General features: G+C 33.0%; 18 protein-coding genes and 3 tRNA genes. 6 read left to right on the top strand and 15 right to left on the bottom strand.

Going from position 1 to position 22,892, the window contains the following annotated elements; translation table 11 throughout:
- Window positions 1-98: 98 nt before the first annotated feature.
- The 5 genes from J2Y38_RS05765 to J2Y38_RS05745 form a co-directional block, all read right to left on the bottom strand.
- On the bottom strand, window positions 99-1,844 hold the full coding sequence (locus J2Y38_RS05765) for a M56 family metallopeptidase (protein WP_309840484.1): 1,746 nt from the start codon (window positions 1,842-1,844) through the stop codon (window positions 99-101).
- Between the two features lie 122 nt (window positions 1,845-1,966).
- Complete coding sequence (locus J2Y38_RS05760) at window positions 1,967-3,382, bottom strand: N-acetylmuramoyl-L-alanine amidase (RefSeq protein WP_309840482.1); 1,416 nt, start codon at window positions 3,380-3,382, stop codon at window positions 1,967-1,969.
- Window positions 3,379-3,750, bottom strand: a complete 372-nt coding sequence (locus tag J2Y38_RS05755; RefSeq protein ID WP_053469954.1) for a BlaI/MecI/CopY family transcriptional regulator — start codon at window positions 3,748-3,750, stop codon at window positions 3,379-3,381. The genes J2Y38_RS05760 and J2Y38_RS05755 overlap by 4 nt, the downstream gene beginning before the upstream one ends.
- A 5-nt stretch (window positions 3,751-3,755) precedes the next feature.
- Window positions 3,756-4,199: a hypothetical protein gene (locus tag J2Y38_RS05750; RefSeq protein ID WP_309840481.1), complete on the bottom strand. Its 444-nt coding sequence runs from the start codon at window positions 4,197-4,199 to the stop codon at window positions 3,756-3,758.
- Window positions 4,200-4,405: 206 nt separating this feature from the next.
- Entirely contained in the window at window positions 4,406-5,794 is a 1,389-nt protein-coding gene (locus J2Y38_RS05745) for a dipeptidase (RefSeq protein ID WP_180857241.1), read from the bottom strand.
- Between the two features lie 109 nt (window positions 5,795-5,903).
- Here J2Y38_RS05745 and J2Y38_RS05740 point away from each other — a divergent pair.
- The 3 genes from J2Y38_RS05740 (at window position 5,904) to J2Y38_RS05730 (ending at window position 7,562) form a co-directional block, all read left to right on the top strand.
- A tRNA-Leu gene (locus tag J2Y38_RS05740) sits at window positions 5,904-5,985 on the top strand.
- Between the two features lie 84 nt (window positions 5,986-6,069).
- Window positions 6,070-6,546, top strand: a complete 477-nt coding sequence (locus J2Y38_RS05735; RefSeq protein ID WP_309840480.1) for a hypothetical protein — start codon at window positions 6,070-6,072, stop codon at window positions 6,544-6,546.
- Between the two features lie 260 nt (window positions 6,547-6,806).
- Window positions 6,807-7,562, top strand: coding sequence for a hypothetical protein (locus tag J2Y38_RS05730; RefSeq protein ID WP_309840479.1), 756 nt, complete (start codon window positions 6,807-6,809; stop codon window positions 7,560-7,562).
- A gap of 202 nt (window positions 7,563-7,764) precedes the next feature.
- On the opposite strand, the gene J2Y38_RS05725 is transcribed toward J2Y38_RS05730, so the two are convergent.
- On the bottom strand, window positions 7,765-7,998 hold the full coding sequence (locus tag J2Y38_RS05725) for a hypothetical protein (RefSeq protein WP_180857238.1): 234 nt from the start codon (window positions 7,996-7,998) through the stop codon (window positions 7,765-7,767).
- A gap of 476 nt (window positions 7,999-8,474) precedes the next feature.
- Between J2Y38_RS05725 and J2Y38_RS05720 the strand changes: the two genes are divergently transcribed.
- From J2Y38_RS05720 to J2Y38_RS05710, 3 genes are all read left to right on the top strand, one after another.
- A complete protein-coding gene (locus J2Y38_RS05720) occupies window positions 8,475-9,266 on the top strand; it encodes a DUF6055 domain-containing protein (protein ID WP_309840478.1) in 792 nt (263 codons plus the stop codon).
- Between the two features lie 261 nt (window positions 9,267-9,527).
- Window positions 9,528-10,964, top strand: coding sequence for an MBOAT family O-acyltransferase (locus J2Y38_RS05715; RefSeq protein ID WP_309840477.1), 1,437 nt, complete (start codon window positions 9,528-9,530; stop codon window positions 10,962-10,964).
- A gap of 2 nt (window positions 10,965-10,966) precedes the next feature.
- The gene (locus J2Y38_RS05710; RefSeq protein WP_309840476.1) at window positions 10,967-11,911 is read left to right on the top strand and encodes a hypothetical protein; all 945 of its coding nucleotides are present in this window, start codon (window positions 10,967-10,969) and stop codon (window positions 11,909-11,911) included.
- 97 nt (window positions 11,912-12,008) lie between these two features.
- Here the strand turns inward: J2Y38_RS05710 and J2Y38_RS05705 are convergent, their stop codons facing one another.
- The 9 genes from J2Y38_RS05705 to J2Y38_RS05665 all read right to left on the bottom strand — a co-directional run bounded on the left by J2Y38_RS05705 (window position 12,009) and on the right by J2Y38_RS05665 (window position 22,573).
- A complete protein-coding gene (locus tag J2Y38_RS05705) occupies window positions 12,009-12,674 on the bottom strand; it encodes an HAD family phosphatase (protein ID WP_309840475.1) in 666 nt (221 codons plus the stop codon).
- 291 nt (window positions 12,675-12,965) lie between these two features.
- The gene (locus J2Y38_RS05700; RefSeq protein WP_309840474.1) at window positions 12,966-14,549 is read right to left on the bottom strand and encodes an MFS transporter; all 1,584 of its coding nucleotides are present in this window, start codon (window positions 14,547-14,549) and stop codon (window positions 12,966-12,968) included.
- 1 nt (window position 14,550) lies between these two features.
- Window positions 14,551-15,600, bottom strand: coding sequence for an HlyD family secretion protein (locus J2Y38_RS05695; RefSeq protein WP_309840472.1), 1,050 nt, complete (start codon window positions 15,598-15,600; stop codon window positions 14,551-14,553).
- A gap of 66 nt (window positions 15,601-15,666) precedes the next feature.
- Entirely contained in the window at window positions 15,667-17,022 is a 1,356-nt protein-coding gene (locus tag J2Y38_RS05690; RefSeq protein ID WP_309840471.1) for a TolC family protein, read from the bottom strand.
- A gap of 170 nt (window positions 17,023-17,192) precedes the next feature.
- On the bottom strand, window positions 17,193-18,017 hold the full coding sequence (locus J2Y38_RS05685; protein WP_309840469.1) for an AraC family transcriptional regulator: 825 nt from the start codon (window positions 18,015-18,017) through the stop codon (window positions 17,193-17,195).
- A gap of 281 nt (window positions 18,018-18,298) precedes the next feature.
- Window positions 18,299-18,372, bottom strand: a tRNA-Asp gene (locus J2Y38_RS05680).
- A gap of 544 nt (window positions 18,373-18,916) precedes the next feature.
- Window positions 18,917-18,990 (bottom strand) — tRNA-Asp (locus tag J2Y38_RS05675).
- A gap of 86 nt (window positions 18,991-19,076) precedes the next feature.
- A complete protein-coding gene (locus J2Y38_RS05670; protein ID WP_309840468.1) occupies window positions 19,077-20,003 on the bottom strand; it encodes a DUF58 domain-containing protein in 927 nt (308 codons plus the stop codon).
- Window positions 20,000-22,573, bottom strand: a complete 2,574-nt coding sequence (locus tag J2Y38_RS05665; RefSeq protein WP_309840467.1) for a M1 family aminopeptidase — start codon at window positions 22,571-22,573, stop codon at window positions 20,000-20,002. Before J2Y38_RS05665 ends, J2Y38_RS05670 begins: the two co-directional genes overlap by 4 nt.
- Window positions 22,574-22,892: the final 319 nt, after the last annotated feature.

Genomic DNA, 22,892 nt, shown 5'->3' with positions numbered 1-22,892 from the left:
TTACTTTTTATTTTTAGAATTTTTTTAGTTTATTTTTCCGCTTCCAGAAATCTGGAAGCGGATTTTTTTTGCTTGTAAAAAAAGATTTTATATACTTTTTAATTTCCAAAAATAGTTGGTGCAAAATCCATTCTCGGATAGGATGCATTTATTACCTTATATTTTTTTGGCTCTTCATTATTTTCAATAGTTACAGGCAAACTATAAAGTACACGAACTGGCTCCCCATTTTTAGTACCGGGCGTCCATGTTGGTGAAAGTTTTAAAACACGAATTACCTCATCGCCTATTCCATAACCTAAATCTTTCACTATTTTAAATTCTGAAAGCGAGCCGTCTTTTTCCACCATAAATTCTATGTAAACTTTTCCTTGAATTTTGTTTGCTGTCGCTTCCGCAGATGTTTTGAAATTCTTCCCTACAAATTTATAGAACTCCAATATACCACCTGGATATTCAGGTTGTCTATTGACATCGTTAACCGTTTCTCTAATTTCTTTTTCCTGCTTTTTTTGAATTTCATTTTTACGTGTGTCTTCACTGGCCATAATTGTTATGGTTCCAGCATCTAGTACTTGATTATCACCATACGCTTTATTATAACCTTCGGCGGTATACAATGTCACTTGAAATCTTTGTGGAAACTTCTTACTTCTGGCATTTTTATGCACAAAACTATTAAAGTAAGAAACAAAATTGCTTGCCTTATATTCATTTAAATCTGAATTAGGAACATGTTTTCCATCAATCCAAACAGCATAATTTTCACTGTTTTTGAAACCTTCATATTCCTTTAAATCAGGAGATTTTTTAGCAAGAGATGGCGGAGGCGGGATCAGCTTTTTCTCTTGTTCTGTTAATTCGGAGTACTTCTTTTGGGCAAAAACTTTACTGTTTTTACTTTTGAAGACAAAAGCAGTATTTGCGTAGTATTTATCGAAAGACGAAGCATTCTGTGTTCTTTGATTTTTTATATCTGTTTTTGTTTCCTGAGCAATCGTTTCCACACATAACAGAAAAATTAAGCCAATGACAACAGGCAAGGCAGCAATTTTTTTTAGAAACGCTGTTTTTTTTGATGTTCTTTTTTTCATCATAATTAATCGTTTTTTTGTTACTAAATAATTCAAATTACTGGCCAGGTAAATCGTTTGACTTCTACTTGCTTTATTTAAAAGCAGATTCTGATAAAATGGAACATCCTTATAAGTTTTCACAATTTCCTGATCGGCAAGAAATTCGTGATTGAGTTGTATTGCTTTTTTATAAAATAAAAATATAGGATTGAACCAAAAAATAGTCTTCAAAAACTCCACAAACAAAATATCTAATGTGTGTTTTTGAGTAACATGAACTAATTCATGCGAGTATAATTCGGCTTCGATATTTTGAGTTTTAAAATCATCCGCATTAATAAAAATATAATTCAGGAATGTATACGGCAGAATTTTTTCTTCTACCAAAACCAATTTTGAATTTTTAAAATCTACTGAGGGATTACTGTTTATTTTAGATCTAAAATTTTTAATATTTCTTCCAAATCTTAGTATCAATATCAAAGTCACTAATGCGTAGAAACTCCACAGAAAAATCAATTTATAATTGGATTCTTCAATATTTTGCATCTGAATTAGTGGCTGATTAACAACAATATGACTTGCAGAACTTACCGGAATTTCTTTGATAATCTCAAATGAAACAAAAGGAATAATTAATGAAATTAAGATTGAAAAAAGCAAATAAAATCTATTAAACTGATGCATCTTCTCTCTTTCTAATACCAAATGATAAAAGACAAGAAACACACCTAAAGCCACGGTTGATTTTATAAGAAAGTCTGTCATTTTTTCTTTTTTTAAGTTTAAAACCCATTCATTAACTGATCTTTAAATATTTTATATGCTAATGCTGCGATTAAAATATTAATTAACTAATTCAATATTCACAGAAGTGTCTTAACACACGTTTATATTTTTATGAACTCAATGATTTTATTAGCAATTTCATTTTGTCCATTTTCGCTAATCAGGTAAGTTCTATCATTTTCATTTGTCAAATAGCCAATTTCTACCAATAATGCAGGGCATTTTGAGTTTTTAAGAACAAAGTAGTTTGCATCTTTAACCTCGCCTTTGGCAAGTTTTCCATTTGAGATTTTATCAACTAAATTTTCAGCCCTTTCCTTTGATTCTTCATAAAAACCATTTTGTTTTGAAACATATGCATTTACTCCATTTTCATTCAAATTTTCTGAACTATTTACATGTAAGGAAATGACCAAACTTGGGTTTATTTTGTTTATTTTCGATACTCTTTCGCTTAATTGAATAAAGCTGTCATCTTTTCTAAGCAAAATAATTTCAATTTCATCTTTGCCATTCAATGACTTTATTTTATTCGCAATATTTTCTACAATTTTCTTTTCTTGATCAGCACCAATTTGCGCTCCAATATCTTCTCCTCCATGTCCGGCATCAATTACTATAGTTTTTTTACTGCTCAATGGCAATGGTTTAAAAGCTAATATCAAAAAGATTGTTAAAAGGCCAAAAACAGCTAAAGACTGCATCATTAGAGCTTTTGTTTTTGAAGTGATTTTTGTCATCATAATAAGTCGTTTTTTTGTTGATAAAAAATTTAAATTACTAGTCAAATAAATGGGTTTGGAAATGTTGAATTTGTTGAGCAAAAGGTTCTGATATAAATAAACATCATTATGCGCTGCTATTACATTTTCATCTGCCAAGAACTCATGATTAAGCTGAATGGCTTTTTTATAAAAAATAAAGATCGGATTGAACCAAAATAACGTTTTTAAAACTTCTATAAAAATTACATCAAGAGTATGTTTTTGCTTTACATGGGCAATTTCATGCGTAAACAATTCTTGTTCTATTAGTCCATTTTCAAAATCATTTTGATTCATGTAAATGGAATTCCAAAAAGAATAAGGCAATGTTTCTTCTGAAAGCAAAACCATTCTTATGTTTTGATACACAATGATTTTAGATACTTTCGCCTTAGATGTTATTCTATAAATATTTTGGATAAACCGATAACTTAGTATTAAGGTAATTATGGCATAAGTAATCCATAATAGTAAAAGCCAGTAATTGGTTTGTTCATCTGTGTTTATATGTATCAATTCTTCTTGAAGCGGAAAATTGCCTGTATTAGTCTGAAGCGGAATTACATTATTGTACACAATAGGAACGTCTTGTTGAATTTCAAAAGACATAAAAGGAATCGCTATTGAAAACAATAAACTGACTAATAAAAAGTACCTGTTGAAGCGAAACATTTTTTCTTTTTGCAAGAACAAATGGTATACAACCAAAAGAACGCTTAAGCTAACTGTCGATTTTATTAGAAAGTCTGTCATTTTTTCTTTTTTTGAATTTCTGAATCTATTATTTTCCTAAGATCTTCTAATTCCGAAGCAGATAAATTGGTTTCAGTCGTAAAAAAAGAAGCAAATTGTGAAGCCGAATTATTAAAAAAATTGCTTATTAAGCCGTTTACGTGTTTTGAAAAATAATCGGTTTTCTTTACGAGCGGATAATATTCTCTCGAATTTCCAAATTCGTTGTAAGCAACAAATTTCTTATCGATCATTCGTTTCAAAAGCGTTGCTACGGTTGTTGTTGCCGGTTTTGGCTTTGGATACGCTTCGAGTAAATCTTTCATAAAAGCCTTTTCAAGCTTCCAAAGATGTTCCATTAATTGTTCTTCTGAGTTTGATAGCTGCATTTTTTTTAAGGTTCTAAGTTGTTAGTTTTTTCTATATTTTTTTCTGAAATCAATTCGCCTTTCTCATAGTTTCTGATTCCTTTTAACTTTCCTTTATCCGAATAGAATTTCCATTTTCCGAAATAAAACCAATGTGTTTCAGTTAAATTAGTTTCTAGTTTAGTTTTCCCTTTCGATTCTAGTTTTCCGTTTTCGTAGTAAGTTTTTACAATGCAAATTCCATTTTTATACTTCTCTGTTTTGTAAATTTTTCCATTAATATAAGTTTTCCACTTTTTTACTGGCTGATCACTTTTATAGTATTCATACGATTTATAATTCGTTCCGTCTTGCGAATAATTATCTATCCAAACACCTTCTTTTTTCTTGTCAATTTTCTGATTAATTGGTTTGCTTTTACAACTCAAAAGCATTAGTCCGCAAAACAATAAGAAGAGAAGATTTTTCATATTTATTTTTAACTCTACAACTATAGATTTAACTCTACAAATGTAGAGTTAATTTTTAAATTTGCAAATAAATTTTTAAGTTTTTGAAAATTAGCACTTTATTCGCCTTTGTAGGTTAACAAAAGACAAAAAAAATCCGCTCATTTCTGAACGGATTCTATATCTTAAAAAACTTAGTGTCTTAGCGCCTTCGTGGCAAAAACACCTTATTTACTCAATTCCACAAAATACTTATAAAACAACGGAATAGTCTCAATTCCTTTCAAGTAATTAAAGATTCCGAAATGTTCATTTGGCGAGTGAATTGCATCACTATCTAAACCAAATCCCATCAAAATCGTTTTGCTTTTTAATTCTTTCTCAAACAAAGCTACAATTGGAATACTTCCACCAGAACGAACCGGAATTGCAGGAACTCCAAACGTTTCTGTATACGCTTTATTTGCTGCCTGATATCCAATGCTGTCAATTGGCGTAACATAACCTTGACCACCGTGATGAGGCGTCACTTTTACTGTAACTCCAGCCGGAGCAATACTTGTGAAATGTTTTGTGAAGAGTTCTGTAATCTCAACCCAATCCTGATTTGGCACCAAACGCATTGAGATTTTAGCAAAAGCTTTACTCGCAATAACCGTTTTTGCACCTTCGCCAGTATAACCGCCCCAGATTCCGTTTACGTCTAAAGTCGGACGGATTGAGTTGCGTTCGTTGGTTACATAACCTTTTTCGCCATAAACATCAGCAATGTTTAAAGCATTTTTATATTTTTCTAAACTAAAAGGCGCTTTTGCCATTTCAGCTCTTTCTTCTGCAGATAATTCCTGAACTTTATCATAGAATCCCGGAATCGTAATATGATTGTCTTCGTCATGAAGAGAAGCGATCATTTTTGCCAAAATATTAATTGGGTTCGCCACAGCTCCACCGTATAAACCAGAATGTAAATCGCGGTTTGGTCCTGTAACCTCAACCTCAACATAACTCAAACCTCTTAAACCTGTCGTGATCGATGGCTGTTGGTTAGAAATCATTCCAGTATCTGAAATCAAAATAACGTCGTTTTTCAGTTTTTCCTGATTGCGTTCTACGAACCAAGCCAAACTTGCCGAACCAACTTCTTCTTCACCTTCAATCATGAATTTTACATTACAAGGCAAATTATTGGTTTGTACCATATATTCAAGCGCTTTTACGTGCATGTACATTTGGCCTTTGTCGTCACATGCTCCACGTGCGAAAATTGCGCCTTCTGGGTGAATATCTGTAGTTTTTATAACAGGTTCAAATGGTGGTGAAGTCCATAATTCTAATGGATCTGGCGGTTGAACATCGTAGTGTCCGTAAACTAAAACTGTTGGAAGATTTGGGTCTATTATTTTTTCTCCATAAATAATTGGATAACCCGGAGTATCGCAAACTTCAACTAAATCGCAGCCTGCTTTTGATAAACTTTCTTTTACAGCCTCTGCTGTATCAATAACATCTTGTGAATATGCAGTGTCGGCACTTACCGACGGAATCTTTAATAATTCGATCAATTCATTGATAAACCGATCTTTATGTTGTTGAACGTAGGACTTAATATTTTCCATTTAAATAATTTTTATAGAAAACCAAAAGTACAAAAAAGAGAATTAATATTTTTTTTGAAATTTTTCTTTGAATATTCGAAAGTATGCTTATCTTTGCACCCACAATTACGCGGATATGGTGAAATTGGTAGACATGCCAGACTTAGGATCTGGTGCCGCAAGGCGTGTAGGTTCGAGTCCTATTATCCGCACTAAAAAAGCTTCTGAAGATTTTCAGAAGCTTTTTTGTTTTGGTCTATATTTGGTTTATAAACTCTAAAACTCACAATGATCTTATGAAAATCGATGACCTAAATTTAGATTATTATTCAGATTTTCTAGGCGAAAAAGAAATCAGATTTTATACTAATTCTAAAAATATTCCCTTTCAAAGAAATATTCAAAAAAATTCAGATGGAACTTCAACTGAATATCTACTAAAACAAGGAGAAAATGGAATTTATTTTTTTAGTTTATGGGAAGGATATTTTTATTCTTTAATATCTGAATTAAATGTTATTCCAATTTCTCCCGATTTACCCGAATTTATTACAAACTGGATTAAAAGTATTGGCTGGAGTTCGGAAGACGTTCCAGATATAATTTCCGAAAATGAAATAGATTGGTTAATTGAAAAAACCGTATTAGTTAATGAAAAAGTATTTGAAAACTCAACAGATCTAGTTTGGGATTTTAAATGCATAACAGATTTAATAATCTTCTTAAAGTTCGTAAAAGAAAATGATATGGAGTTACGAATATCTTTAGAATAATTAATTCGACTTCACTAAAAACACAAGGTACCCCTAACATTTGTCATTCCGAGGAACGAGGAATCTCCACGAGTAGCTCTACAAAGATTGTCGATTATGATTGCGAAGATGGATTGAAATCCATCCCTACAATATAATTTGTTCCTCCGGAACGCTATATAAAATTCCGAAGGAATGATTTACTTTATGGTAATAATAAAATCTAGTTTCTCATTCTTTTTTAATTTAGATTAGCCGAACAAAAGGAGAACTAAATAATTATGGAAAAATACCTTTCAAGTTTTTTTAACAGCTGGGGAAAACCAATACTTTTTTGGATTATTTCTATTCTACTTCTAATAGTTGCTGATATTATTGAAAGCCACATTTTTAAAAACATTTGTTTTGCAATTTTCGGATTTAGTTTATTATTCCTATTGATTTCCGTATTTTGCCAATTATCAAAAAGGAAATGGGTCAAAAGTATTATAACCTTATTTTTATTTGGCGGAACAATTTTTATCATTATAATTTGCATTGTTACTACATTTATTATTGAACAAGAGAAGCCCGATACTTGGGCAAAGAACTTAAAAATCCCAAAAAACATACAAATTAGTAATCCTGTTGACATGGAATCTGGTGTAAACCAAGACGAAAAAAAGCCTGATAGCATTACAAACAAAATTGTTGAAAAAACAGAATTTCAATTGTATAATTCATTTCAACCCGGACTTTATGAATATGATTTTTGGATTGGAAAAATAGAAAGCGGTACAATTTATTTAAAAGCTTTTGAGGTTACTCAAAACACAGCGCTTTCTGATGATAGACTATTCGAAACAACCCATATTAGCGTTTACAATCCTACAGATAATATACAGAAATACGGCACAAGTAATCATTTTACAATTTACGAAGGCGATTGGGGGCAACCTTACGCAGCAAGATTTGAAGTTTGGTTTAAACCTGACAATGGTAAAAAAGAACGAAAATTATTTTCTAAAAATTACAAAATCGAAGGTTGGATGCAATAATCTATTTTAAATTCTTCTAAAATTCATGTGCCTTATAAAATTTATTCAGGCTTTCGCCGAAAACCACAATAACCTCAATATTGTCATTCCGAGGAACAAGGAATCGCACGCGTTGATCGACAAAGATTGACGCTTATCTTTGCGGAATTTCTTGTGCGATTCCTCGTTCCTCGGAATGACAAACTAAACCTAAAACCTTCCTTCACTCAACATCCAAATAAGGATCAAGAACTTCTGCCAATTTATTCAACCAATAAAAATTATCATCGAGGTTATTTAATTCAGATTCCAGAGTTTCACAACCTCGCATTGAACATAACGAAAGAGCGTAATTTACTTCTCGTATAGTTTTTGCCAAATCTTTTGGGTCAATTCTATTAACAAAAAAATCTTTTATTCTGTTTTCAACTTCTTCTGAAAGTTTATTTGTGCTCATAATTTTAGAATTTAAAATATTACAAAAATCATCAGGAACATTTATTTAATATGAGCAAATATGCCTTCAACTCTAATTATTTTTTTCATATAGAAAATCAAATTTTCGGCTAAAGCCCTTCCCTCTCAAACATAAAAAACCTCCAGCTAAAGCAGGAGGCAATTTATTTAGCTTTCTTATTCAATAAAGTAAATGTGTTTCACTTGTTATTTCTCGTATCTCGAAATGACAATTCTTTATGATTAAAACACAGCAAAAATCCTTTTAATCTTAACAATCTGTGGCTAAAAAAACTTTGCAACTTCGCTCCCGATAGCTATAGGGATTGCTAGATTAAAACTGCCAAAGCTTAGCAATTCAGAAATTTCTTTAAATCTTTTTGTATTTAGTATTTAAATATTCTTATTTTTAAAACACCAAAAACCTAATTCTCAATATTTTGCTTGTTTTTAAATCTCAAAAAACATTTAGAACACATGAGGAAATACAAATTATTAGTTATTCTTTTAGGGATTATTGCCGTTTTTTACGCTGCAAGAACAATCCGAACCTTTACTGTTAAACACAAGGCTCAAACTCTGGAATCGGAACATTTTATTATTTCCTACGACGGAATTTATAAAAGTGAAGCTGAAAAACTAAGCGAACATCTTGAAAACAATTATGCTGAAATAAGAACGAATTTAAAAGATGTAAAACACGGCCTGATAAAGGTTTTTGTTTACGGTTCGCAATACAAATTTAGTGTCGCTACTGGTTTAAAAGAAAATGCAAACGGCACAAGCCGCGGTCCAAATGAATTTCATTTTGTCTGGACAAACTGGTTTAATTCGATTTTCCCAGACGATCCGCTAAAAACGGCTCTGCATGAATTTACGCATTGCGTTCAGTTAAATATATTAATCGACAAAGCAAAAGAAACGATTACAACACAAAACCGCTCTGAGTTTGATAAGCAATTTGATAAAAAGTTTGCAGCCGAATATCCGCGCTGGCTTTGGGAATCGATCAGTATTTTTAAAGCTGGAGAGGTAAATTCATTAAGCGTAAAATATGCCAAAAGCAAAAACCTAACTTTAGAAGAACTAAATCACAGTAATCAGATTTACAATATTGGCTACACGATAATCGAATATCTTACCCAAAAATGGGGAAATGATATACTGCCAAAACTGATTGCTTCTTTTGGGAATATTGAGAAAACATTAAATATATCAACTAAAGAATTTGAAAAAGGCTGGATTGCTTTTTTGGAGGAGAAGTATTAAATGATTTTAAATTTCGGCTAGTTTGTCATTTCGAGGAACGAGAAATCGCACTCGTGAATCTACAAAGAGAATCGCCAATCTTTGCCGGGTTTCTAATGCGATTTCTCGTTCCTCGAAATGACAAACTGTACGTTGAATGAAAATGTTTTAAAAAATTTGATCTTAAAAAAAATTGTATGATATAATCGAAAAGTCGTTATTTGCCAGAGATTTGCAACAGTAAATAGTTCAACAAATCAGCCTCAATCCAAAACAATAATAATGCTTTTTAATTCAATCAATTTTGCAATATTTTTACCTGTAATATTTATTCTTTATTGGCTTATCAATAAAAAATCCCTTCAGTATCAAAATATTCTTCTGCTGGTTTCGAGTTACTTTTTTTATGCCTGCTGGGATTGGCGTTTTTTATTTCTTTTGATTTTTTCTACCCTATTAGATTATTTTACAGGATTGAAAATGTATAATGCTAAAAACATTCAGATAAAAAAATTCTGGTTTTGGCTTAGTATTTCGATCAATTTAGGTTTTTTAGGAGTATTTAAATACTATAACTTTTTTGCTGAATCTTTTGCCGCAGCCATCTCAAATTTTGGATTACAGGTAAATCCATGGACTTTAAAAGTTATTCTTCCTATTGGGATTTCTTTCTATACCTTTCATGGTTTATCGTATGTAATTGACATTTATAAAAACCGAATTTCGGCAGAAAAAAACTTCATCGATTATTCTGTTTTTGTCTGTTTTTTTCCGCTTTTAGTGGCCGGTCCTATTGAACGTGCCACGCATCTTTTGCCTCAAATTAAGCAAAAAAGAACTTTTGATTACGAAAAAGCCGTCGATGGATTAAGGCAGATTTTATGGGGATTGTTTAAAAAAATAGTTATTGCAGATCAGTGTGCTGAATATGCCAATCAAATTTTTAATCATTCTAATGATTATTCCGGAAGTACTTTGGTTGTAGGTGCTGTGTTTTTTGCTTTTCAAATTTATGGGGATTTTTCGGGATACTCGGATATTGCATTAGGAGTTGCCAGACTTTTTGGAATAGAATTACTGCGAAATTTTGCTTTCCCTTATTTTTCAAGAAATATTGCTGAGTTTTGGCGACGCTGGCACATTTCTCTTTCTACTTGGTTTAGGGATTATCTTTATATACCGTTAGGCGGAAGCAAAGGTGGAATCTATAATCAAATAAGAAACACTTTTATTATTTTTATTGTCAGCGGATTTTGGCACGGTGCAAACTGGACTTTTATTATTTGGGGATTCTTAAATGCGTTGTACATTATGCCGTCCATTATTTTAAAAAACAACCGAAATAACCTGGATACAGTTGCACAAGGCAAATATTTTCCAAACCTAAAAGAATTATTTACAATGTGCTTAACTTTTGGTTTAACTGTTTTCGCATGGATTTTTTTCAGGGCAGAAAATCTTGAACATGCATGGAATATTATATCTCATATATTCTCTCATACATTGTTTACAAAACCAGAAATTCTTCCCAAAAAATTTCTCTTTTTACTGCTTATTTTTATGCTGATTGAATGGATTGGCAGAGAACAAGAATTTGCGATAGCTAAATTCGGAACATCATTTCCTCGTATTATTCGCTGGGGTTTTTATTATGCTATTGTAGTGGCAATATTTTATTTTTCAGGTTCAGAACAACAATTTATTTATTTCCAGTTTTAGCCATGAAAAAGTTTATTTTAAAATCAATTCTTTTTGTAATTCCAGTATTGCTTTTTGTAATTTTTATAGAAAACATAGTAAGAAGTGTGCCTAATGATTATTCTATTAAAAAAGAATATCTGGATAAAAATTCCGATAAAATTGAAGTTTTAATTCTGGGAAGTTCTCATACCTATTTTGGAATTGATCCTGAATATTTAAAACTAAAAAGTTATAATAGTGCTTACATCTCACAATCTGTTGATTATGACTTTGAAATTTTAAAGAAATATAAAACACGTTTTAAGCAATTAAAATTTATCGTTATTCCTATTGATTATTTTTCGCTTTATTCCAGACTTGAAGAAGGAACTGAAAAGTGGAGAATAAAAAATTATAATATATACTATAATATAAACAGCAGTGGTCCTTTTAAATTATCCAATCATTTTGAATTGCTAAATGGAAAAGTCAGCGATAACATAATGCGGGCTAATTTATATTATAAGGAACATAAAAATGATAACATTACCTGCAATAAATTGGGATGGGGAACAACCTACAAATCTGAAAAAAGTTTAAACTTAGCCGAAACAGGTAAAACCGCAGCAAAAAGACACACTATAAACATACACAACAATATTTATTACGAAGAAAATATTAGGACGATTAAGTCTATTATTCAACTGGCTGGAGAAATTAATACGAAAGTAATTTTTATCACTTCTCCTGCTTACAAAACTTATACGGCTAATCTGGAACATAACCAGCTTAATAATACTATTAGCTTCATGAATAAAATAGCTAAAGACAATCGAAATGTTATGTATTATAATTTATTAAATGACAAATCCTTCATTGACAAAGATTTTTATGATGCCGATCATTTAAACGAAATAGGAGCGAAAAAACTATCATTAAAAATAGACCGCATAATAAATTATAAAACGAGTAAGGCTTTAGAATAATAAAAATTCATCTAGTTTGTTAATATAAAATTCCATTAAAAAACCTTTGTCAAAGTTTAAACCTTTGACAAAGATCTCTAGTATAGTTTTGGAATTTCTAAGAATTGAAATTTAATAATTCAATTATCTTATCCACATTAATTTCACTATAATCATTAATATAAAAATCACATACAGGAAGTTGTTCTTTTGTATGCGTACTCAAAACACCAACGACTTTCATCCCGGCATTTAGTCCCGCAGTAATTCCCGAAAAAGAATCTTCGAAAACCACACAATCAGACGGAGAAACTCCAACACGCTCTGCCGATTTTAGATAAACTTCAGGATTTGGTTTATGAAACGTAACGTCTTCGCTGGACATCATCGAATCCATTTTGTCTGTGATTTTTAAGGCGTTTATAATCAAATCCAGATTCGCACGCGGCGCCGATGTTGCAACTGCCGTTTTGAATGCGCGAGATTTTAATTCGCTTAAAAAATCCAAATAATGCGGAATCGTATCGACTTTGTCTTTATAAATTTCACGGAACATTCCTTCTTTTTCGTCTTCGAGTTTTAAAAGTTCTTCTCCCGCAATTGGACGTTTGAAGAAATGCGTCATGATGTAACTATTATGTTTTCCGTACATATGTTCTTCAAATTCTTCATTGGTATAAGGAACATTATATTTATCAAAAAATGCCTCAAAAGCCTTCACATGATGTGGATTGGTGTGCGAAATCACGCCATCCATATCAAAAATTACACATTGCTGTTTCATTTTATATTTTTGTTTTTTAACGGCTGCAAGATACTGATAAGTGTGGTTTACCGCAAAGTTGTGTGGAGGTTTCTCGCAGCGTTTTTTTAATCTCGCAAAGTCGCAGAGCCGCAAAGTTTTTTTTAAGTAATTCTTTAAACGCACTTTTGTCATCCTGAGGAACGAAGGATCACAATAGAAACTCGACAAAGATTGGCGATTCAGTTTGCGGAATTTCTCGTGTGATCCTTCGTTCCTCAGGATGACATAAAATGAGACAAAACTTTGAACTTGAAACTTGAAACAAAAAAACTACCCAATCCAAATTTTACTTTTAACCAAAGTCATCGTCTGTCTTAAATGTTGATTACACGCAATCAAAATAATTAAAACCAACAAACCATAGCCCACAATCGTGTAAATCTCCATATCGGCCAATAAAGTGGCTTGTTTGGCAACTGTTCCGAAGACTTTTTTCAACGCCAAAGTATTCGCATTATCTGCAGAATATCCTTTTGCCATAAAACTCTGTGCTGTTGCGGTTATAATTTGCTGCGCTTCGGGATTTTCGCCGGTTACAAATTGGCTTAGTTTTAAAAAGTGTTTTTTGTTTAAAAATACGGTCGCATTCTGCATGACACAAAACCCAATTGTACTTCCCCAAAAACGTCCCGAAACGCCTACAATTCCCGAAGAAACAGCCATTTTTGCCGGAACCGAAGATGTCGTAAATAAGATTAAAGGAACGAATAAAAAGCCAACTCCAATTCCTTGTAAAAAGTATGGAATAATAATATCTGATAAAGCCACATCGGGCACAAAAAGAAATGTAAACCAAAAATGAAATAAAGCAATCAACGAGAAACCAATTATAAAAATGATTTTCGTAGAAACGGATTTCATCAGGAAAAAAGCAGCTAAAATTAGTCCGATTACATTTCCCAATCCGTTTATGTATTGCACGCCCGCAACGCGCGAAGGATCCCAATTCCAAATGGAAAACATCGCCGAATGACAAAGACTCAGCGTTGCTCTGCTGATATAGAAAAGGAAAAACAATAAAAATCCGATTCGGAGATTGGCATATTTGAAGACTTCAAAATCAAAAGTGGGTCTTTTTACCAAAAGTTCTTTAAAGATGAACAAACCGCCTGTAATCAAAGCAATCATCAGCATTAAAACCATTTCAGAAGAATCGAACCAATATTTTTTCTCGGCATAAACAAAAAAGTAGGCACCGCAAAGAATGGCAGTTAAAACCAAAAAATAACTCATCCAGTCGATTTGATACAACGGAATTTTCTTTGTGATTCGGTGCCCACGAAAAGTAACTAAGATTAAAAAGACATTCAAAACCTGCAAGCCGCCCGAAACATACAGCATGTATTTCCAATCGTAATGATCCAGAAACCAAACCGCAATATTCATAATAAAAGGCGTTGACAATAACAGCGAACCGTAATAAAACGAAAAACCAATTATAATGGCATTTTTAGAATTAAACTGCTCAATCAACAATTGTCTGATCGTAATTACCGGAAGCGCCATTAAAATTCCTTCGGCAATTCTGAGCATTAAAAAAAGATAAAAATTGGTAATATACGCCGATGAAACAATCGTAATCCCGATTAAGGAATACACGGCCATCAGGTAATTTTTTGCAGGGAAAAAACTCGAAAATCGGCTTTCGATCAAAATCGTTGCCAGCAAAGTTCCGTACGTGACGCACATTGCAAACTGCAAATCTTCGGGCTCAATGTCCAGAAAACTTGCTGCATACGTTACATTTGAAGTATAAACTCCCAATAAAATCATGGAATGCAAAAGGCAGACAAACAAAATAATAATGATTGCCCATTTTGGAACCCAGGATTTAAAAATACTTTTATCTTCCATTTTAGTGTGCTGCAATCACAGTGATATTCATTCCCGCTCTTAAAAAATCGGTTTGTTTGTCGTTGTCTTTTAACTGAATTCGAACCGGAATTCTTTGCTCAATTTTCACGAAGTTTCCTGTTGCATTATCTGGAGGAAGCAATGAAAATCTTGCTCCGCTCGCAGGCGATAAAGAAGCAATTGTACCTATGAAAGTTTTGTCGCTCACGGCATCGGCTTTAATTTCAACATCCTGACCAACGGTTAAATATTGCAATTGTGTTTCTTTAAAATTAGCCGTAATCCATTTTTCTTTACTTACGATTGAAAGCAGAGATTGTCCTTCTTTTACCAATTGTCCAGGCTGTAAAGTTCGTTTTCCAACCCAGCCGTCATAAGGCGCCGTAATGATCGTGTACGAAAGAAACAATGCCGCATTATCTGCCAAAGCTTGTTTCGACGCGATATTCGTTTGCGTTGTCGGAACATTTGCTTCAGCAACAGAAGTGCTTAAAGTCGCCGAATGAATTCTGTTTTTCATTTCTTCAAAATGCGCCTGAGCCGATTCATAATCTGCTTTTACTTTTTCCAATTGCTGAGACGTTGCCGCTTCATCTTTTACCAAAGCTTTATACCTTTCGTATTCTAGTTTTGTTTTCCAAAGATTCGATTTTGCGCCTTCTAACTGCGATTCGTTAATTGCCGTTGCACTTGCCGTTGTAACCGCATTTCTTTGCGCCACAACGCTATTTTGCTGTGCGTTTTGAACATCGGCAAGCGCCACATTCAGTTTAGATTTGTATTCACGATTGTCTATTACAACCAAAGTATCGCCTTTATGCACAAACTGATTTTCATCAAAACGAACTTCCTGCACATAACCCGTAATTCTCGACATAATTGGCGTTACATATTGCTCGACTTGCGCGTCATTAGTTTCTTCGTGGTTTCTGTTGAATACATAAAACCAAATTCCTAAAATAACTCCGCTTATCACAAGTGCGCACGCAATAACTGTTATTAATATATGAAACGTTCTGTTTCTTCTAGTTTCATTTTTTATCTTAACCATAGCTTTTTCTATTCTCTATATTCTATTTTCTAAGTCTTGTCTCTTGCTTCTTTCTTCTAAAAACCCCTAACTCTGTGGCATAATCCCCGCAGTATGAAGCAGTTCATAATGTTTTAAAACCGCATCCAATCGAGTAGAAATTTTGTTGTATTTCGCCTGAAGCAAAGCATTATCCGCATCGACCATTTCGGTAATTAAAACCAGCTGATTTAAGTATTTCAGCTTTACGATTCGGTAATTTTCATTGGCTAAATCCAAGGCTTTATCAACAACTACAAACTTTTCAAGGATTTCCTGATACTGCGTATGTTCTTTATAAAGCTTGTCTTGAATTTCATCTTTAATGATTTCAGACTGCATTTGCTGCCATTCGATTTTTTTGTTGGCTTGTTCTACTTTAGTTTTGTTTTTATATAAAGCCGAAATATCAAAACTAGCTTCGATTCCCACTTGACCTAAAGTGTACAAATACGGATTTGGCGGAAAAAATTTGTAGTTTGGATAATAAAAACCATAATTCCCAAAGAAGTTTACCGTTGGCAGATAATTTCCTTTAACCAATTGCAATTCTGTTTTTTTGATATTTAATTCTTGGCTCGCAATTCGCATTTCTTCATTAGCAAACGCTTTTTCCAAGTAAAAATCATACGGATCCAAACCGTTCATTTCGTCTAAACTTGACGTTGTATCAATCGCAATTTCTTCATTTTCAGGAATCTGAATTAAAGTTTTCAGATCGTGAAGCGCAATTTTTATGTTTTTGGAATTTGTAAGCGCATTTAATTCACGATCCGAAAGCTGTAATTCGGCTCTAATGACTTCGTTTTTTGTAACCGTTCCGTGTTTTTGAAGCGATTGTACTTCTTTCAATCGGCTTTTTTCTTCTTTGATGTTTTCTTCAAAAATCTTCTGAAGTTCCATCATTTTATAAATCGACAGATAATTTGCTACAACTTCAAGCTCAATATCATTTTCGGTCTTTTCTGTTTTTATTTTAGCAATTTCGCTTTCCTGATTCGCAATTTTGATGGCATTATTAATTTTATTACCCGCATAAATTGGCATTTTAAAAGTCGAATTCACCTGATAAATTTCGGGAATTGCCTTGGTGACTTCTTTTCCATTTAAGAAACCGCTTCCTTTAAATTCGGTAATATTCGTAATTCTGGAATACTCACCGTTTAATTCGATGTCTGGCAAGCGGAGTTCTTTTCTTTCTTTGATGTTTTGCTCCGAGAGCGTGATCTCTAGTTGAGATCGAAGGATTTTTTTGTTGTTCTCTTTTGCTAGTTTCAAAGCTTCTTTCAATGAAACCGAATGAACTTCCTGCGCTTGTAAACCGTTGAATGTTAACACAATTAAGAGTAACAGCAGGATTCTGGAAAAACAATCGTCTGTAGAGTTTGTTGTTTTAAGGAACATGATAATAATTTATGCTGCAAAGTTCCTTCATTTTTCTGTTGACTGATAATTCTAAAAAGTCAATAACATATTCATTTCGGACAAATGTTAAAATCGTATTTCCCGAAAACGTTATATTAAAATATTGAAAAACAATTTATTACAAAATGGATTTGACTTGTGAAATAAAACTATTTACTTCTTTCCAAAATTTCTTTTCCATTTAAATAATCGGAAGGTCTTTGTCCTAGAATCTTAAAAAAAGTATTACTGAAAGTCGGAACACTATTGTAGCCAACTTCTTGAGCTACCTCTTTTACCGAAAGTTTTCTTTCTAATAAAAGTTCGATTGCTTTTAAAATTCTGCGAATGGTATAATATTGAATAAAAGACATTTTGAGATCCTTCTGAAATAAGCGATACAAAGAGCGCTCGCTATAGCCGAATTCATGTGCAACCTCAGAAAACAAAATTGTTTCACCAAGATTATTCTCAACATGTCGAAGAATTTTCCCTAAACGTTTATCTTTTGGCTGTGGTAATTCTAAAGGTAAATTATTGGTACAAATTTGAGGAAGAATCGCTTTTATCGCTTTTGCAATGGTAAAGTTTGGAGAACCCTTCTTCAAATCACCATTCCACTGATTAGTGAAAAGCATCATTTGCAGCAGTAAATTATTCACCGGATAAATACCTTCGTTTTTATAGAATTCATCTTCGTCTTTTTCAACCGGAAAATACAGATTTCGCATCATCACATGTTCTGACTTTGGCTCAATACTATGCTCTAAACCCGCCGGAATCCAAATAAAATGTCTTGCAGGTAAAAAGTACGATTTCGTTTCAGTTGTTACAAAAACTACATCGCCTTCTGCATATAACATTTGTGCTTTATCGTGTTTATGCCTTGGAACGAACAATTCTCCCATTATATCATGATGGCAATAAATGCTTTTTTTATCAGCATCTACTTTTGTGATGTAATATTGGTCTACTTTAAAGGTTGATTGTTCCATTTAAACGATACGATGATTCGTACTATAAAGATAAGAAAGAAATTTAACCGCAAAGCACGCAAGGTAAAAGCGCAATCCCGATAGCTATCGGGAGCATAGCTTTATAAGCTTAAAATTTAGCCACAGATTAAAGGATTAAAAGGATTTTCAAAATCTGTGTAATCTGAGTAATCTGTGGCCAAAAAAACCTTTGCGAACTTTGCGTAAATCTTAGCGCCTTTGCGGTAAAACCCTAAAAACAAAAAATGCCTTTCCGTTAAGAAAGGCATTTTAAATTTAAGCGGTCTGGACGGGACTCGAACCCGCGACCCCATGCGTGACAGGCATGTATTCTAACCAACTGAACTACCAAACCCACTGCTTTATTGTGAGTGCAAAAATACAACAGAAGTTGGATTCTGCAAGGGTTTTTAAGAATAAAAATTGAGAAATTTTTAATTGGTTAAATTCCAATATTTTAAAATTCCAGAACTAAACCAAAAAACAAGAACTTTCTTTCTTTTTAACCGAAATCCCGATAGTTTTCTTTCAAATAAAAATATTTATCCTATTTAAACATAGCCCATGGTTTCAACCACGGGGACACAATGATGACCACAATTTCGTTTCCCGTGGTTGAAACCACGGGCTATATTTAAAATGCAATGAGTATAAAAGCGCAAAGTCCGCAAAGCTTAAAAAAAACTTTGCGGACTTTGCGTAAATCTTAGCGCTCTTTGCGGTTAAACTCGATATGTCTTAAATCAAAAAAGCCATCCACAAAAGTGGAAAGCTTTTCATTGGTCTAACTACTAAACCAGCTACGAGTTACAAAGTCGTAGCAAAACAACACAACTAATCTTAGATACCGTATTTGGGCAAAAAAGCCTTTCTGTTAAGAAAGGCTTCTCCCAATATTGCGGTCTGGACGGGACTCGAACCCGCGACCCCATGCGTGACAGGCATGTATTCTAACCAACTGAACTACCAAACCTCTGCGTTATTGCGGTTGCAAAGATAGTACAGAATTTCATTTCTGCAAGTGTTTTGATAAAAAAAATGAAATAAATTTTCAAATTCTTAGCCAAAGTTTTGTTTTTCAACTAAATATGTAGTCAATATTTTTTCAAAATTGTCGCCCACATTTACCGGAACGTACTTAATTTGGTTCTTCGCACAGGTTAAAGCCAGGTTTTTAAAGTAGGCTTCTACCCTTTTTTCATATTCAACTTTAACATTATCGGCAAAAATCGAAACTTCTTCTCCCGATTCTAAGTCTATAAATTTTCTTGGTGCGTTGTCAAAATCAAATTTCAATTCAGTCTCATTATCAACCACATGAAACAAAACTACTTTGTGTTTGTTGTGTTTAAGGTGCTGTAAAGCGTTAAAAAGCTTTTCATCGTCTTCGGACTGAAACATATCGGTAAATAAAATAATCATCGAACGGCGGTGCATTTTCTCTGCTATTTGATGCAGATATGTAATGGTATCGGTCGTTTTTTTGACTTTTGGCTGTACTAATAAATCTTCCAGTTTGTTCAAAAGCATTCTGTGGTGACGATCGCTTCCTTTTTCTGGAGCATAATATTCATATTTGTCCGAGAAAACGCTTAAACCAACTGCATCGCGCTGTTTTTTTAAAATATTCATTAAAACTGCCGAAGCCAAAACCGCAAAACCAATCTTCTTTTCATAAAATGGCTGATTCGATTTTAGTTCGGGATAATGCATTGACGACGAATTATCGACAATAAGATGACAGCGCAAATTGGTTTCTTCCTCAAAACGTTTCGTGTATAAACGGTCTGTTTTAGCAAATAATTTCCAATCAATATGTTTAGTACTTTCGCCTGCGTTATAGACTTTATGTTCAGCAAATTCAGCTGAAAATCCATGAAACGGACTTTTATGCATTCCGGATATAAAACCTTCTACAACCTGATTTGCCAGCATTTCGAGATGCTGAAAACTTGAAACTTTCTCTATTTCCGATTCGATTTTCATTCGGTTTCTTTTTTAATATTTTGTGCTTTGTAAAGCAAATCTGTGGCCTGAAATAATTTCCTTTTCAGAATCGGACTAAAATTAGGGTTTTCTTTTAAGAATCGCTGTACTTCATCAAAAGCAAATTTAGACGAATATTTCCCAACTGTATCTTCAAGCCAGTCTTTCGGGAAGAAAATATCTCCAGTACGCTGAATTTCATCAACCAAATCTAATGAAAATCTAATATATTTTTGTGCACTTTCTTGGCGAAGCGGATGATGAATGTTACTCAAACCAATCTCAACCCATGCTTCTTTTTCACGGTTTTTTTCCTCTTTTAAAGATTCCATAAAAGCATTTCGAACTGATTCATCTTTTGATAATGACGGAAGAAGGAATTCAAATCGTTTTTGTTTATCAGGATTTGAAATCGTTGTTCTGGTTTTTTCTAAAATTTCATCTGCTTTTTCATGTTTAAATATTGCCAGATTCATCGCCATATTGGTAAAATCGTCTTCGTTTAGTTTTAAACCCGGAATTACGATTTCTTTATTCCAAATTTGATATAATTTGGCTTTCGCCGAAGAGGAATAACCGGTTGAACTAAAAAAACCAAATAATGTCTTTTTTACATTGGCAGATGAATTTGTCTGCAAGCGTGAATATAAAGTATAACTCAATAAAGTCTGCACTCTTTCTTGCTGTTTTTGGGTTAAAAATCTCCAGTAAATTGAGTTCAGATTATTAGATACAATTCGCAAAACCAATTCATTTTCTTCAAATTGAATTCCTTTAAAAAAACAATTAAAAGCTTCATCTACAGAAATATTCCCAATCAGCATATTTTCATACAAATTACTGTAGGCAGAAGCTCTTGCAACCTCATCTTTTAAGGTTGAAATATAATCTAAATTATTACCGTCAAGCGGAAAAACTCCGTATCCAAAACCATTATAATTATAAATAATCGTGTTTGGTTTTTCGAGTCCGGCAGCTTCTTTTAAAACAATGTTTTTGTCTTTAATGTTTACGTTTAAAATTTTGACATTGTCATCATAAACTAAACCAATTTGAAAAACCTGAGGCCAGATATTATTAGATTTATCTTCGGCGTTTTGCTGAATTTCAAACTTTTTAATTTGACCTTTAGAATCGTATTCTATTTTATCTGTAAAAATGGCCCTTCCGGATTTGTTAACCCAGACTTCACTCCATTTTTTCATATCGAGCGGCGTTTCGGCATCAAGGATTTCTACGAGATTATTCCAGTCGGCATTGTCGTTGGCATATTTTGTAATGTATTTTTCGATTCCTTTTTGAAAAGCTTCAGCTCCCATCGAAGCTTCTAACTGACGCATCATAATTGGGGCTTTATTGTAAATAATGGCTCCGTAAAGCGATCCGGCATCTTTTAAATTTTCCAAATGCTGTTTTATCGGATGTGTGCCCAAAGATCGGTCTTCCGCGAAAGCGTTACTATAATGCGCTGTAAAAAACTGCAGATTATGATTGACTTTTGGGAAAATTGGATTCATAATTTTATCGGCCATAAAATTGGCAAATACTTCTTTCATCCAAACATCGTCAAACCATTTCATCGTTACTAAATCGCCAAACCACATATGTGAAGTTTCGTGCGCGATGAGTTTTGCACGATTTAATTTCTCGCTGTCGGTTGCACTGTTGTCCAGAAACAAAGTCGATTCCCTGTATTGAATTGCGCCAACATGTTCCATTCCGCCATATTGAAAAACTGGAATTGCAGCAAAATCTAGTTTTTGAAACGGGAATTTATAATTGGTATATTTTTCTAAGAAATCTAAAGATTGTTGATGAAGCCTGAAAATAGTATCTGTACTGGATTTTATCTTTTCAGGATTATTTTCACGATACAGCATCGTCATTTCTAAACCTGGTTTTTGTGTTGCGCTTTTGAATTTTCCGGCAACGAAAGAAAACAAATACGTACTCATTTTATCTGATTCTCCAAAATGGTACGTTATGAAATCGCCTTTTTCGAGTTTCTCTTTTACATCGGCTCCAGCCAAAACCGACCAATCTTTTGGAACAGAAAGACTCAGTTTATAAGTCGCTTTTATATCCGGCTGATCAAAACACGGAAATAATGTACTTGCACGATCGGGAACTAAAAGTGTATAAAGGAAATCGTCGTTTCGGTTTAAAGATAAATTGCCTGCGATGAAGGAAATTGAAATGGTATTTTTTCCTAAAACTAAAGCTGAAGGAGAAATTACAATATGTCCGTTTTCATGAACAACTGCAGTGCCTTTTCCGTTTACGGTAACTGTTTTTATGTTTGAAGTTTTCTCTTTAAAATCTAAAAGTAAAGGCTGGCTTAAATCAGACAAATTCAAATTTAAATTCAAATGTGAATTAATATTTTCCTCTTTCTGATTCGGAATCTCAAAAGACAATTCGTATTGAATAGCTGAAATCTGTTTTTTACGAAATTGGGCCAATTGTTCTGAAACTCCATTTTCTAAAAATGCACTTTCTTTTTCTTTTAATTGAGCAAAACCAATTTGAATCAACATAACAAAACAAAGAAAGCTGTACAGATTTTTCATTTTTTAGAGATATAAGATTCGTTAAAAATAAAAAAAGTTTGCCACGAATTGCACGAATTTTCACAAATTATAATAACTAATTGAAATGGTTAAAGTCAATTTTATAGAATTAGACCTGACTGGTTTTAAAAACCTGTCAGGTCTAAAATCAAATCGTGGCAAACTTTTCCTTCAACTTTAATCTCTATTTTTAGTTGAAACAAATAAGAAGCTGCAGCACAACATCAAAAAAAAGAATGTGTCCATTTTTATTCGTTTAAATTCATTGTTTAGTACCAAATGTGAAATGGAATATCTAGATCTTTTATATCGTTATTCC

Source organism: Flavobacterium sp. 2755 (assembly GCF_031455715.1).
In the GTDB taxonomy this organism is placed as follows: Bacteria; Bacteroidota; Bacteroidia; order Flavobacteriales; family Flavobacteriaceae; genus Flavobacterium.
The sequence above is the reverse complement of the archived record's forward strand: the minus strand, read 5'-3'. Positions and strand labels throughout refer to the sequence as shown.

Bases quoted from the DNA above. Each gene is read 5' to 3' on its own strand.
- J2Y38_RS05685 (WP_309840469.1), bottom strand. From the start codon at position 18,017: ATGGAACAATCAACCTTTAAAGTAGACCAATATTACATCACAAAAGTA.
- J2Y38_RS05720 (WP_309840478.1), top strand. From the start codon at position 8,475: ATGAGGAAATACAAATTATTAGTTATTCTTTTAGGGATTATTGCCGTT.
- J2Y38_RS05725 (WP_180857238.1), bottom strand. From the start codon at position 7,998: ATGAGCACAAATAAACTTTCAGAAGAAGTTGAAAACAGAATAAAAGAT.
- J2Y38_RS05665 (WP_309840467.1), bottom strand. From the start codon at position 22,573: ATGAAAAATCTGTACAGCTTTCTTTGTTTTGTTATGTTGATTCAAATT.
- J2Y38_RS05735 (WP_309840480.1), top strand. From the start codon at position 6,070: ATGAAAATCGATGACCTAAATTTAGATTATTATTCAGATTTTCTAGGC.
- J2Y38_RS05755 (WP_053469954.1), bottom strand. From the start codon at position 3,750: ATGCAGCTATCAAACTCAGAAGAACAATTAATGGAACATCTTTGGAAG.
- J2Y38_RS05700 (WP_309840474.1), bottom strand. From the start codon at position 14,549: ATGGAAGATAAAAGTATTTTTAAATCCTGGGTTCCAAAATGGGCAATC.
- J2Y38_RS05765 (WP_309840484.1), bottom strand. From the start codon at position 1,844: ATGACAGACTTTCTTATAAAATCAACCGTGGCTTTAGGTGTGTTTCTT.
- J2Y38_RS05690 (WP_309840471.1), bottom strand. From the start codon at position 17,022: ATGTTCCTTAAAACAACAAACTCTACAGACGATTGTTTTTCCAGAATC.
- J2Y38_RS05745 (WP_180857241.1), bottom strand. From the start codon at position 5,794: ATGGAAAATATTAAGTCCTACGTTCAACAACATAAAGATCGGTTTATC.
- J2Y38_RS05730 (WP_309840479.1), top strand. From the start codon at position 6,807: ATGGAAAAATACCTTTCAAGTTTTTTTAACAGCTGGGGAAAACCAATA.
- J2Y38_RS05715 (WP_309840477.1), top strand. From the start codon at position 9,528: ATGCTTTTTAATTCAATCAATTTTGCAATATTTTTACCTGTAATATTT.
- J2Y38_RS05705 (WP_309840475.1), bottom strand. From the start codon at position 12,674: ATGAAACAGCAATGTGTAATTTTTGATATGGATGGCGTGATTTCGCAC.
- J2Y38_RS05760 (WP_309840482.1), bottom strand. From the start codon at position 3,382: ATGACAGACTTTCTAATAAAATCGACAGTTAGCTTAAGCGTTCTTTTG.
- J2Y38_RS05695 (WP_309840472.1), bottom strand. From the start codon at position 15,600: ATGGTTAAGATAAAAAATGAAACTAGAAGAAACAGAACGTTTCATATA.
- J2Y38_RS05750 (WP_309840481.1), bottom strand. From the start codon at position 4,199: ATGAAAAATCTTCTCTTCTTATTGTTTTGCGGACTAATGCTTTTGAGT.
- J2Y38_RS05670 (WP_309840468.1), bottom strand. From the start codon at position 20,003: ATGAAAATCGAATCGGAAATAGAGAAAGTTTCAAGTTTTCAGCATCTC.
- J2Y38_RS05710 (WP_309840476.1), top strand. From the start codon at position 10,967: ATGAAAAAGTTTATTTTAAAATCAATTCTTTTTGTAATTCCAGTATTG.